Below are 12,413 nucleotides of genomic sequence, written 5' to 3'. Positions count from 1 at the left end.
GAGGCAGTCCACGGCCTCGGCCTTGGAAAAGTCGAAGTCCTTGTCCTTCCAGCCGTAGCCGATGTGGCAGGAGGTGCAGCGCGGCTCGTTGGAGCCCACGGCGATGCAGAAGTTGTTGACGGACAGGCCGCCCTTGCCGGTCTCGCCCGAGGGGTCGGCCGGGTCCTTCCAGGTCCAGTGGATGGTCTTGTGGATCTGCGTGGCCGCCTCGTTGTGGCAGGACAGGCAGGCCTTGGTCACGTCCTCGGGTTTCTCGAAGGGCTGCTTGAGGATGGGATGTTTCGAGTGGTCCGTGGTGATCCATCGGGTAGCGTCGTCCTTGACCGCCTGCCGGGCCAGCTGCCTGCCCGGGGCCTCCTCCGTGGCGGCCATGGCGTACAGGGGCCACAGCCAGAGGGCCAGAGCCAGGGCCCCCTTCCAAAAGGTCTTGTCCATAAACCCTCCATGCGGTCGAAGATTGATGAATGAGGGATGCATGTTTGCCATTGCATACCACAACATTGAATTCATGCAATCAGGGCAGGAAGTTATTCTCGGAAAATTGGACTGTTACGATCCGAAAACAACACTTCGAACACATTCCGGGCGAATCGTGAAAGGAGCCGCAACGGCTGCGTTACGGGAGAAAGGCCGTCGCAGACGGCGGTTCGGGCCCGCCTGCGTTTTCGAGCCCCCGCAGGGCGTCGTGCAGTGCAGCGGCCCTGCGCGATCCGAAGCCGGGCATCGTGGCGAGGTCTTCGACGTTGGCGGCGAGCATGGCCTCCAGGCTGCCGAAGCGCTCCCACAGGAGGCGGGAGGTCTTGGGCCCGACGCCTGGCAGCGCGTCCAGACCCGATGACAGCTGGGCCGTGCGCTTGTGGCGGCGCAGGCGGGAGATGACGAAGCGGTGCGCCGTGTCGCGCACGTGCTGCAGAAACAGGAGTTCCGGGCTGCCGGGTTTGAACGGCATGGGGTTCTTGCGGCCGGGGCGGAAGATCGCGTCGCCCAACTCGCCTGCGCGGCGGCTCTCGCCCTTGGCGATGGACGCCAGAGCGACGCCCTCCAGCCCATGCTCGGCCATGGCCCGCTCCACGGCGGCCAGCTGGCCCTTTCCGCCGTCCACGAGCAGCAGGTCGGGCCAGGGCGGGCCCGAGACCTGGCGGCGGGCCACAAAGGACGCCAGGGCCAGATAGTCGTCGGCAGAACCTTCGAGTTCGGGAAAACCGTAAAGCCGGTAGGACTCCTTCTCCTCCCGGCCGTCGACGAAGACGACCATGCCCACGCGCATGCCCTCGCCCTGGATGTGCGAGGCGTCCACGCACTCGATGCGCTCCACCTCGCCGTCGAGCCCCAGGGCGCGGGCCAGTTCGGCCGGACCGGCCTGGACCCGCCTGCGCCCGGCGGCGTGGGCCTCGGCGTTGGCCGTGGCGATGTCCACCAGCCGCCGTTCCTGGTCGCCCCTCGCCTTGGCCACATGAACCTTGCCGCCGCGCATGTCGCCCAGGAGTTCCTCCAGGGCCGGATCCACCCCGCCCGTGGCCGTGACGATGCGGGCCGGGATGAAGCGCTCGGCCGTGTAGTACTGCGTCAGGAAGGACTCCACGAGTCGGACCCCGTCCTCGGGGGTCTCGAGCGTCTCCCCCGCGAACCAAAAATTCTGGCCGTCGATGATCCGCCCCTGACGCACGAAGACCACGGACAGGGCCGCCCCCTGCTCTCCCCCGCCTATCCCCAGCACATCGAGATCGCGCCCGTCGGACAGCACCGCGGCCTGCCGCTCCACCGTTTCCTGCACGGCGCGGATGCTGTCGCGCAGGCGCGCCGCGCCCTCGAAGTCCAGGGCGCCGGAGCGGCGCAGCATCTCGGCGCGCAGCCCTTCCAGAAGCTCGCCCGACTTTCCGGACAGAAACAGCTCCACCTGCCGCACCACCTGCCGGTAGTCCTCCTCGGACACGGGCAAGCAGCACGGCCCCAGACAGCGGCCGATGTGGTACTGCAGGCAGGGCCGGGTGCGATTGGCGAAGACCGTGTCGCGGCACTTGCGCAGGGGGAAGAGTCGGTCGATGACGCGCCGCGTCTCGCGGGCCGCCAGGGCCGAGGTGAAGGGGCCGAAATAGACGGACCCGTCGCGCAGAACCTTGCGCGTCAGGCGCAGGGCCGGGAATGGGTGATTACGGGACAGACAGAAAAGAACGTACTGCTTATCATCGCGCAGGACGATATTGTACTTGGGCCGGTGCTTCTTGATCAGGCTGGCCTCAAGAAGCAGCGCCTCCTTCTCCGTGGCCGTGCACAGGAAGTCGATGACCTCGACCCGGGGCATCATGACCCGCACCTTGGGCGGCAGCCGGTGTTCGGGCTGGAAATAGGAAGAAAGCCTCCTGCGCAGTTGCTTGGCCTTGCCCACGTAAACGATTCTGCCCGCGGCGTTCTTCATCAGATACACGCCCGGGCAGGTCGGGAAGGTGGTCAGGACGTCGCGGGAGATCATCTCCGTCGCCTGCGGGGCGGCCTCTTGCGGGGCGGCCTCCCCTGCTCGGTTCTGACCTCGCCGCGCACGAACTGCGGGGTCTCGGCCTCCACCTCGCTGCGCAGGCTTCCCCATATCTCGGCCGGGCCGAGGTCCTCGCCGGCCACGAGCAGGCCCAATTGGTAGAGGGCCAGGGTTTCGGGGAAACAGTCCTGGGCCACGAAGCCGCGCTTGGAGAAGCGCTTCTTCTTGTCGGGCTCGAAACGGCTCTGGTTGGCCATGATCTGGATCATGCGCGTCGACATCCACTTGGGCATGCTCATGCGCGTGCAGATGGGCGGCAGCAGGTCGGCCAGCAGGGCGTTGTAGACCACCCGTTCCCCGGCCGTCTCGTAGCGTTCGGCCACGTGGCGCACCGGGGCCGTAAACAGGGCCGCGAAAACCAGGACCGGCTCGACCTTGCCCACGGTCCGGATGCGCTCGTCCAAGTGTTCGAGCCACGTCCACAGGACCGAGTCCTGACCGTGGTCGTGGTCCAGAAAATCGGCGATCTCGGGTAGCAGGACATGCAGCAGCCCCGTCTTGTAGAGCAGGCGGAAGGCCTTTTCGCCGGCCGCGAAGGCGAAGAGCTTCTGCAGTTCCTCGAAGATGCGCGGCGGCGAGGCCTTGAGAATCTCCTCGTGGTGCCGGAGGATAGCGTTGTAGGTGGCCGGCTCGATGTGGAAATCCAGGCGTGAGGCGAAGCGGACGGCCCGGATCATGCGCACCGGGTCTTCGCGGAAGCGGATGTTCGGGTCGCCGATACAGCGGATGAGACGGTTCTGGATGTCGGAGAGGCCGCCCACGTGATCGATGATGGTGAAGCGCTCGACCTCGTAGAAGAGCCCGTTGATGGTGAAGTCGCGCCGCAGGGCGTCCTCTTCGGGCGTGCCGTAGCAGTTGTCGCGGAACTGGTAGAGATCGTCGCCGCCGTTCTCCTCGTCCTGGTCGGGACAGCGCCGGAAGGTCGAGGTCTCGATGATCTGGTCGTCGAAGCGGATGTGCGCCAGGCGGAACCTGCGGCCGATGAGGAAGCAGTTCTGGAAGATCTTCTTGATTTGGCTCGGCGTGGCGTTGGTGCTGACGTCGAAGTCCTTGGGCGTGCGTCCGAGGATGAGGTCGCGCACGCTGCCGCCGACAAGGTAGGCGGTGAAACCCTTGCGCACCAGGCGGTACATGACCTTCAGGGCGTCGGGATGGATATTCTGCCGCGAGACGGTGTGTTCTGATCGGGGAATGATGACTGAAGTCATAGGTCGCAAAAAATCCTGTTCTCAATTCTCATGGTGTCGGAAAGGCAAAGGCGAGGCACCGCACTGCGCAGGCCTGGCGCGGGGCCTAGACCCTGTCGCAGGGGACGTTGGCCAGAAACTCCTCCAGCAGGTCGTCGAGGTTCGCGCTGTACTCCTGAAGCCCGTAAACGGCGCCGCACGACCTGCAGCGCAGCTCCACACCGCGTCAATGCCGGCGGACCTGCAGCATGGCCCGGCACTTCCTGCAGCGCAGGCGAGTCGGAAACTCCCTGCGGTCGAGCATCATGCGAAGACCCCCTCGATGCTGCGGACCGTTTCGCGCACGTCGCCGATGATCTGGTCGTAATCCACCTCGGCCGAAGGGATCTCCGTCCCTTCAAGCCAGAAGTCGGCAGGCTTGCGCGGGTGGAAGTTGCACTCGGTCATCATGATGACATGCCTGGAGAGGCGCAACAGATTGTGCAGGGCCGGATACGCACCGCGGAAATCCCGGCTGTGCAGGGCGTACTGCCCGACGATCTCCCGGATGGAGACCGGAAAGTTCCAGGCCGCAAGGACCTCGGCCCCCGCGGAAAAATGGTCGTGCCCGCCGAACCAGCTGCGCTCCCTGGCGAAAAACTCGGGCAGGGGCAGGTTCGCGCTGGCGGTGAAAAACTCGAGGAACCGATCCTGGTAATTGACCAGCAGCACCACGTATCCGATGTTGTGGATCAGGCCCAGGCATTCGAGATGGTCGTGCCCTTCGCTTTCCAGCACGTAGGCCTCGGGCACCGCCGAGACGAACTTCTGCATGAAGACGTTGGCCGTGAGGCTCTGCTGCCAGACGCGCCGCAGGATGGCGTTGATCTCCGTGGACTCGTGGAAGAAGGCGGACCGGAGCACGACCTGGTACACGATGCGCTTGATCTCCCTCTGGCCGAGGCGGACCAGGGACGTCAGGATGTCCGTGGTGTTGTTGACCTCGTGGAAAAGGGGCGAGTTGGCGCAGGCGATGATGTTGCCGAAGATGACCGGGTCGAGCTTGGCCTGGGCCGCGATCTGCTTGACCGTGGTCTGCGTCGAGTTGAGCATGGCGATGAGGTCCAGGCCGACGGGACTGATCCCCGGGAGGTCGAAGCTGAGAGATTCCATGTGTCCTGCCTTCACGAATTGAGCATGGGCATGGCCCGCCAGCCGAGGCGCACGGCGGCCCACAGCCCGATAAGAGCGGCCTCGGCCGCGTCATGGCCGGGCGTGGTCGGCGACGACCAGCCTTCCCGGTGCAGAATCGCGGTCACCAGGGCGCAAGCCGCGGCCTTGGCCGCACTTCCACTGACCATCTGCCGGGGAAGAAGAAAATCCGTCCGCCAGTCCTGGGCCTGGATGACCATGCAAGGCAGGCCCCGCCTGGCCGCGGCGCGCTCCCATATGCCCGCCGTCTGCCCGCCACCCTCCACTACCAGATACTCCAGCGCGGGCAACTCATAAAGCACCCTGGCGGCCGCTTTTTTCAGGCGGGCCGTGGTGCCCAGGTTGTGGGAACGGCACCACACGAGCCGGCCGTCCCGGTCCAGCAGGGCGAGACCAGTGCGCACGCCCGCGTCCACGGCCAGCAGCGCGGACATCAGAGGTCCACGATCTCCACGTCGTCCGGACTCAGGGCGTGGTGCATGAAATACCCGCCGACCCGCGCGAAGCGTTCGGCCCCGTCCGTGGCCAGGAAGGTCAGGCGGCGCTCCGTGGTCGTGGAGCAGATGTCGCGCCGTTCCAGCATGTCCTGCACGAACTCGGCCGTGGTGCGGGCCGAATCCACCAGAGCCACGCCCGGCCCGACGACCTTGCCGATGGCGTCAGCCAGGACCGGAAAATGCGTGCAGCCGAGGACCAGGGTGTCGATGCCCGTCTCCTCGACCATGGAGCCGAGATAACGCCGGGCGGTCAGTTCGGCGATCTCGCCATCGCACCAGCCCTCCTCAGCCAGGGGCACGAAGAGGGGGCACGGCCTGGAGAAGACCTTCGCTTCGGGGCGGAGGCGCAGAATCTCGCGCTCGTAGCTGCCGCCATTGACCGTGCTCTCGGTGGCGATGACGCCGATGCGCCCGCTCTCGCTCTGCCGGCACGCGGCTTCGGCCCCCGGGCGGATGACGCCGACCACGGGCAGCCCCGGATAGGCCTCCTGCAGGGCTTCCAGGGACACGGCCGTGGCCGTGTTGCAGGCCACGACCAAAAGCTTGATGCCGCGCTCCTTCAGAAGGCTCGTGGTCTGAAGGCAGTAACGGGTCACGGACTTGGCGCTCTTGGTGCCGTAGGGCAGGCGCGCCGTGTCGCCGAGATAGACGAAGCTTTCCCGCGGCAGGGCCTCGGTCAGGGCCTTCAGAACCGTGAGGCCGCCTATGCCGGAATCGAAAACCCCGATGGGCAGGGTGCAGTCTGGATCGTACATCTTGTGAACTTTATTTGAATGTCAGTCGAAAGCGGCCGGCCGCAACGGATCGCGCAGATGGGCTCGGACTTCATCGATGTGCCGCCGGTTGGTGCGATGTTCAGACAGGGGCGGCAGATCGGTGAAATCGAAGAAGCCGACCTCCAGCGTTTCCATGCTGGGCCGCGCGTCCCCGCCAAGGAGGTCGCAGAGGAACACCAGCTTCACTGCATGGAAGAACATACTGGCCTTGGCCCCGCGGTTGGCGTCGAAGGCTCCGACGAGCTTCTTCGCGCGGACCTCGAAGCCGCTCTCCTCCCTGGTCTCGCGCTCGGCCGTCTCGGACGGACGGTCGCCCACGTCGGCCCAGCCGCCGGGCATGGCCCACTTGCCGTCGGCCGTCTCCCGCACCAGGAGGATGCGCCCGTCCTGAACCACCGCGGCGCGCACGTCAACCTTCGGCGTGGCGTAACCCGGCTCCAGGGAAAAGACGCGGGCCGCCTCGGCGGCTTCGAGCGAGGAGTGTTCGGCCACGATCTCGGCCGCGATCATTTCCAGACGCCCAAAGCTCAGCCGGTCGTAATGGCTCTTGGTGAAGGCCTGGCCGGTCTGGGAAAGGGCCTGGATCTCCCGGGCCCATTCCAGCCAGCGCGGCGTGGGGTCGTCGACCATGGGATCAGGCCGAGGCCAAGTACCGGGTGATGGCGTCGACGATGGTGCGCCAGGTGCGCTGCCGCTTGGCGTCGTCGGTTTCCAGGAGCGTGACGCGGAAGCCCTTACGGTTGCAGCAGAAGCCCGTCAACGGGACCACGCAGATGCCCGTTGCGCCCAGGAGGTAGTAGACGAAGCGCTTGTCCACCTGCACGCCCTTGACGATCTCCTCAATGTACTCGCGCACCTTGGGGTTCTCAATCTCCAGGGTCTGGTCCGGATTCAGGGCCCCGTCCTCGAACATGACGGACATGTAGAACGCGCCCTGGGGCTTGATGACCTTGACGCCCTTCACGCCCTGAAAGGCCTCCCAGGCCTCCTGGGCGCGGTGCTCGAACATCCTGCGCCGGGCGTCGAGATGTGCGGCGTAACGCGGGTCGCCCATGACCGGGGGGATGGACAGCTGGGGCAGGCTCGTGGAGCAGACCTCGAGCATCTTGGCGTTTAAGAGGCTCTTGATGTAGGCTTTGAAATCCGGGTTCTTGTCCTTGTTGTAGACCTCGATCCAGCCGCAGCGCGCCCCGGGCCAGGGGTATTCCTTGGAGATGCCGCGCAGGGCCATGCCCGGCACCTCGCCGATGACCTCGGACAGGCTGCAGGTCGGGTGGCCGCTGTAGACGATGTTGGCGTAGATCTCGTCGGCCAGGATGAAGATGTTGTAGCGCCGGGCGATGTCCACGATTTTCTCGATGAGCTCGCAGGGGTAGACCGCGCCCGTGGGGTTGTCGGGATTGATGAACAGGATGCCGGCGATGGAGTCGTTGTAGCGGACCTTGTTCTCCAGGTCGACGAGGTCGGGCATCCAGCCGTTGTTCGGGTCGAGCTCGTAGGTCAGGTGCTCATAGCCCGAATGGGCGGCCTCGGCCGAGGAGTGCGTCGAGTAGGCCGGGGAGGGCCCGATGACGCGGGCCTCGCGCTTCAGGAAGCCGAAGATCTTTGCCACGGCGTCGCCCAGGCCGTTGAAGAAGATGATGTCGTCGGCCGTAACCTGGTAGCTGCCGCGCTGGTTGACGAGTTGCGCCACGAACTCACGCGTCTCCAGGACGCCCTGGGTGGCGCAGTAGCCGTAGGTCTTGTCGTTCATGACCAGGTCGGCGATGATTTCCTTAATCCAGCCCGGCACCTGCTCGCCCTTCTCGATGGGGTCGCCGATGTTCTCCCAGGTGATCTGAAGACCCAGGTTGCGAAGGTCCTGGGCCACGGCCACGATGGCCCTGATCTCGTAGGTCAGCTTTCCCCAGCCAACATGTTCGATGTCTCTGCGCATAAAAACGTCCCGATTGCCGCGCGGTCCGGTCTAAAACCGCGCAGGAAGATGATGCGCCCCGCGAAAGGGGCATGAAATAAAGGAAAAATGCTTATTCCACGGCCCAGGGATTGTAAATAGGCAGGGAGCCTACTTCAGCGCGGACTGCAGGATGCCGCGCAACTCGTTGACATGGAAGGGTCTTGGCACCACGGCCACGGTGCGGTGGCGGAACTCCGTCTCCAGCGCCGAGCTGCCGAAACCCGTCAGAAGGATGAGCGGCGTCTCGGGCAACTGCTGGAGGCAGGAGCGGATGAGCGCCTCTGGCCGGTCGCAGGACACGAGGACGAGGTTGCATGTGTCCCTGAACTTCAGGAAATCGCCGCTTCCCGGTACGCAGGCCTCGGCCTCGTAGCCCACCTCGGTCACGATCTCGCGCAGCATGGTGCGCATCTGTTCGTGGTTGCTGAGCACCAGGATGCGCGGCTTCAGGGCGCCGCGCGGCTTGCGCATGCGGTCCAGGGGCTGCAGAAAATTCTCCATGGCCAGGCGGACCAGCCCGAAACGCTCGCGCACGAAGGCGTAGGCCGGATTCTCGAGGAGGCGCTCGCACAGACCCGCGGCCTTGTCGAGGGTGGCCACCAACTCCATGTACGTGTCCGGCTGGGACGCGTCGCTCCCGACACTTCCGGAATGGGACACGAGACGGCCGAAATCCGGGCGCTGCTTCATGCGTACGACCACGTTCTCGAAAAAGCCGGCCGGTTCGTTCCTGGTCCAGTCCTTGTTCAGCCGTTCGGCCAGCAGCTTGGCCACGGACAGAATGGCCTGGCTCGCGGGCAAGTCCTCGCGCAGGGCCACGAAAGGCTTGCCCGCGGCGGAAATGCGCCGGGCGGCGTCATCCATGGGGATGGCGCCGAGAAAAAGCGGTTTGAGATCCAGGAACTGCACCACCGTCTCCTGGAAGCGCGCGAAGACCTGACGGGCCTGGGCCCCGGACTCGGCGCGGTTGACCAGGACCAGCGGCGGCCACCACAGGCCGTTCTCCTTCAGGACCTTGATCAGGGCGTAGGCGTCCACCAGGGAACTGGCCTCGGGGTTGACCACGAGGATGATCTCCCGCGTGGCCAGGCAGAGGGACACGACCTGGGCCGAAATGCCCGGCGAATTGTCCAGGATGAGGAAATCGTAGTTCGAAAGGCCCGAAAACTCGCCGATGAGGCGCTTGCGTGCCGCCGTGTCCAGTTCGGCCATGCGCGCCACGCCGCTGCTGCCGGAAATGAGGTCCAGGCCCGGCCGAACCGGGACGAGGCACTCCTCCAGGGGCAGGTTGTCAAAGAGGACGTGCTCAAGAGTCCTGGCGGGCGCGGGCAGCCCGAGGTGCACTTCGGCATTGGCCAGGCCGAAGTCGGCGTCCAGCAGGCAGACCGTGTGCCCGGCGCGGTTCAGGGCCAGGGCGAGGTTCACGGCCACGGTGGTCTTGCCCGTGCCGCCCTTGCCGCTGGCCAGGGCCAGGATGCGGGTGTGCCTGTGGCGAGCTGTGTTCAACGTCTGCTCCATGAGTCGAAAATCTAGGCCTGGCCTGAGCGATGTCCCTGCAGCAGGCAGGAGATGTCCGCCAGCAGGGTCTTCAGCTGGAAGGGTTTACGCACGCATTTGGCCGCGCCCAGGCGCAGGGCCTCGTCCATTTCCTCGGAAGAGGCAAGACCGGTGATGACCATGACCGGCGGGAATCCGCCCTTGCGCCGGAGGAGCTTCAGCACGTCGAGGCCCGAATGCACGGGCATGCGGATGTCGAGAAGGATCAGGTCGAACGTCCCGACACGCAGCTTGCGTACGGCCTCCTCGCCGTTGGCGGCCGCCTCCACGGCGTAGCCGGCCTCGCGCAGGGTCTCGGCCAGGATGTCGCGGATATGCCCCTCGTCGTCCACGACCAGAATCCGGCCCTCGTTCTCCGGCAGGGGGACGCACTGATGAGCGGTCACGGCCGCGGGCTTCTCGGGCATGGTCACGGGAGTGGACACCGGCAGGATGACGACCATCTCCGTGCCCCGCCCCGGCTCGCTCAGGACCTTGATCTCGCCGTAGTGGTTGGTGACGATACCGTAGGCCGTGGACAACCCCAGGCCCGTGCCCTTGCCCTCAGACTTGGTGGAGAAGAACGGGTCGAAGATGCGCGACAGGTTTTCCGGAGGGATGCCGCAGCCCGTGTCCTTCACGGTCACGCAGACGCGCTTGCCGTCGGACAGGAAGGACGAGATGATGGTCAGGACCCCGCCGCCGTTCTCCATGGCGTGCTGGGCATTGATGACCAGGTTAAGGAAAACCTGTTCGAGCTGGTTGGCGTCGGCAAGGATCAGGGGCATTTCCGGCGACAGATTCTGCACGATGGGGATGCGGTGGGTATGGAAAATGGATTCGACCAGGCCGACGATCTTCTGCAGCAGGGTGTTCAGGTCCACCTTGGTCACCTGCGGCGCGTTGGGCCGGGCGAATCCCATGAGGCTCAGCAGGATGGACGAGATGCGCTCGATCTGCTCGGAGATCTGGCGCAGGTCGCGGCGCTTCTTCTCGTCGTCCTCGCGGCTCTCCAGAAGCTGGGTGCGCGCGGAAATGATGGCCAGGGGATTGTTGATCTCGTGGGCCGCCCCGGCGGCCAGCTGCCCCACCGCGGCCAGGCGCTCGGTCTGCAGGAGCTGCAGGTTGATCTGCTGGTTCTTCCACAGGGCCCGGGACAGCTCGTCGGCGCGCATCTGCAGGCTGTCGAAAAGGCGCAGGCGGTCCAGGGTGGCCGAGGCCACGCAGGAGACCTGCGAATAGCCCATGTACTCCTGGGGGGTCATCTTGGGCGGGCGGTCCTGGGAGCGCAGGATGCACAGTTCGCCGGTGAAGTCGCTGCCGACGAGGGGAAAGATGCAGTAACCCTGGACCACGAAAAACTGTTTGAGGCGCAGTTCGCGGTCCATGGCGAAGGCGCCTTCGTGGCGCTCGTGATGGCTGCGCAGGATGACCAGAAGGCTCTCGGGCAGGGGCGGGCCGTCGGAGGTCAGGGGCAGGCCGTCGCCGTCAAGGGCGTAGGACACGCTGCGGCGGTTGCCGCCGCCCCAGATGAGCCCCTGCATGAGCCGTTCTGACGGCACCATCCAGTAGGCGAACCCACCGCGCACGCCGACCTCCCCCTGCATGCTCACGGCCGCGGCCTCGAAAATCTCGTCGACGCTCGTCGCCGTGCTCATCTTCAGACCCACGGTGGAGCCCAGGTTGGTGAAGCGGTTGGCGTCCTCCAGCCGGCCCACGGCCTGCTCCAGGTCCAGCCCCATGCGCATGAGCTGCTGGTTGGCCTGCTGCAGGGAAGACAGGAAGAGGGTCACCTGGTCCCCGTCCAGATCGAAAGGTTCGGCGCGCTCGGCAAAGGCCGGGGCGAAGGCGCGGTGGATGTCCTGGATCTCCTTCTCGCCCAGTCCCAGCATGTCCTGCAGGCCGGCCTGGCGCTGCTTATCCCGGCTCATGCTCTGGGGCACGTCCATCAGTGTGAAATGGGCCAGAATGTTGGCCAGGGCCACGATGGCCACGAGGGGGCCGTTGTCCTTCATGGCGCCCAGCGCAGGCGCCGAGTGATGGTGCAGCCAGATGGCGTCGGTCATGGACGGCGGCAGCTTCCATTTCTGGGCAATCCAGCGGCCCACGGCCGTATGGTCCGTCTTGAAGACCTCCTGCTCCGCGTCCAGGACCGCCTCGTACAATTCCTCCATGCGCTCGGTGACATGGACGTATTCGTCCTGCACGTGCAACTGCAGGAAAATACGGCCGAGATCGTGCATGACGCCCGCGCCGAAGGCCTCGCCGGCCAGGGACGGATAGCTCCTGCCGGCGATGAGGGAGGCGTAGACGGCCGTGGCCAGGCTGTGCCGCCACAGGGTCTTGTGCGCGGCCACGCCGCTTCTGTCGCCCTTGATCAGCGAGTCCTTGATCAGGACCGAGAGCATAAGGGTCTGGACGACTCTGCTCCCCAGACGGTTGAGCCCCTGTTCCACCTGCGAGACCATGCCCCTGGAGATGTAGGTCGCGCTGTTGGCGTGGTCGAGGATCTTCATGGTCAGGGCCTGGTCCGTCTCGATGATGCGGGCGAGCTTTGCGTGGTCGAAATCCTGGGTCAGGACCTGACCAAGGATGGCGTTGGCCACCGACGGCAACGAAGGCAGGGCCTCTATGCGCTGGAGGATGGCGTGCAGGGAGCGGTCGGCTCCGGCGGTGGGTGCGGTCTTTCCGGGCACGGTCTCGCTTCGGGAGGGGGTGGGGTCCACGGCAACTCCG

10 protein-coding genes and 1 pseudogene are annotated in these 12,413 nt (G+C 65.7%); all 11 read right to left on the bottom strand.

Translation table 11 applies throughout. The features are described 5' to 3' along the window. A pseudogene (locus G394_RS0116675) lies at positions 1 to 372 on the bottom strand (tetrathionate reductase family octaheme c-type cytochrome); the annotation flags it as partial. Positions 373 to 616: 244 nt separating this feature from the next. Further along, a complete protein-coding gene (gene uvrC / locus G394_RS19750) occupies positions 617 to 2,470 on the bottom strand; it encodes an excinuclease ABC subunit UvrC (RefSeq protein ID WP_051307280.1) in 1,854 nt (617 codons plus the stop codon). After that, positions 2,467 to 3,741, bottom strand: coding sequence for a polynucleotide adenylyltransferase PcnB (gene pcnB / locus G394_RS0116665; protein ID WP_043776331.1), 1,275 nt, complete (start codon positions 3,739 to 3,741; stop codon positions 2,467 to 2,469). The genes uvrC and pcnB overlap by 4 nt, the downstream gene beginning before the upstream one ends. 85 nt (positions 3,742 to 3,826) lie before the next feature. Next, positions 3,827 to 4,024 carry a dual CXXC motif small (seleno)protein gene (locus G394_RS21795; protein WP_342663440.1) on the bottom strand — a complete coding sequence of 66 codons (198 nt, stop codon included), beginning with the start codon at positions 4,022 to 4,024 and terminating at the stop codon, positions 3,827 to 3,829. Continuing rightward, a complete protein-coding gene (locus tag G394_RS0116655; RefSeq protein WP_028578609.1) occupies positions 4,024 to 4,872 on the bottom strand; it encodes an HDOD domain-containing protein in 849 nt (282 codons plus the stop codon). Before G394_RS0116655 ends, G394_RS21795 begins: the two co-directional genes overlap by 1 nt. 11 nt (positions 4,873 to 4,883) lie before the next feature. Continuing rightward, entirely contained in the window at positions 4,884 to 5,345 is a 462-nt protein-coding gene (locus G394_RS19740; RefSeq protein WP_043776329.1) for a hypothetical protein, read from the bottom strand. Continuing rightward, on the bottom strand, positions 5,345 to 6,163 hold the full coding sequence (gene murI, locus G394_RS0116645) for a glutamate racemase (RefSeq protein WP_028578608.1): 819 nt from the start codon (positions 6,161 to 6,163) through the stop codon (positions 5,345 to 5,347). The genes G394_RS19740 and murI overlap by 1 nt, the downstream gene beginning before the upstream one ends. Before the next feature lie 21 nt (positions 6,164 to 6,184). Continuing rightward, complete coding sequence (locus tag G394_RS0116640; RefSeq protein ID WP_028578607.1) at positions 6,185 to 6,814, bottom strand: NUDIX hydrolase; 630 nt, start codon at positions 6,812 to 6,814, stop codon at positions 6,185 to 6,187. Between the two features lie 4 nt (positions 6,815 to 6,818). After that, a complete protein-coding gene (locus tag G394_RS0116635) occupies positions 6,819 to 8,120 on the bottom strand; it encodes a pyridoxal phosphate-dependent aminotransferase (protein ID WP_028578606.1) in 1,302 nt (433 codons plus the stop codon). Positions 8,121 to 8,249: 129 nt separating this feature from the next. Continuing rightward, complete coding sequence (locus tag G394_RS19735) at positions 8,250 to 9,647, bottom strand: P-loop NTPase (protein WP_051307279.1); 1,398 nt, start codon at positions 9,645 to 9,647, stop codon at positions 8,250 to 8,252. A 23-nt stretch (positions 9,648 to 9,670) separates the two neighbouring features. Next, complete coding sequence (locus tag G394_RS20445) at positions 9,671 to 12,403, bottom strand: HDOD domain-containing protein (protein ID WP_051307278.1); 2,733 nt, start codon at positions 12,401 to 12,403, stop codon at positions 9,671 to 9,673. Positions 12,404 to 12,413 lie beyond the last annotated feature (10 nt).

This window comes from Desulfomicrobium escambiense DSM 10707, assembly GCF_000428825.1.
GTDB lineage: Bacteria > Desulfobacterota > Desulfovibrionia > Desulfovibrionales > Desulfomicrobiaceae > Desulfomicrobium > Desulfomicrobium escambiense.
Note: the sequence above shows the minus strand (reverse complement) of the source record. Positions and strands in the feature narration are given on the sequence as shown.

Coding starts and splice junctions, on each gene's coding strand:
- G394_RS19740 (WP_043776329.1), bottom strand. CDS start 5,345: ATGTCCGCGCTGCTGGCCGTGGACGCGGGCGTGCGCACTGGTCTCGCC.
- G394_RS0116640 (WP_028578607.1), bottom strand. CDS start 6,814: ATGGTCGACGACCCCACGCCGCGCTGGCTGGAATGGGCCCGGGAGATC.
- murI (WP_028578608.1), bottom strand. CDS start 6,163: ATGTACGATCCAGACTGCACCCTGCCCATCGGGGTTTTCGATTCCGGC.
- G394_RS0116655 (WP_028578609.1), bottom strand. CDS start 4,872: ATGGAATCTCTCAGCTTCGACCTCCCGGGGATCAGTCCCGTCGGCCTG.
- G394_RS0116635 (WP_028578606.1), bottom strand. CDS start 8,120: ATGCGCAGAGACATCGAACATGTTGGCTGGGGAAAGCTGACCTACGAG.
- pcnB (WP_043776331.1), bottom strand. CDS start 3,741: ATGACTTCAGTCATCATTCCCCGATCAGAACACACCGTCTCGCGGCAG.
- uvrC (WP_051307280.1), bottom strand. CDS start 2,470: ATGATCTCCCGCGACGTCCTGACCACCTTCCCGACCTGCCCGGGCGTG.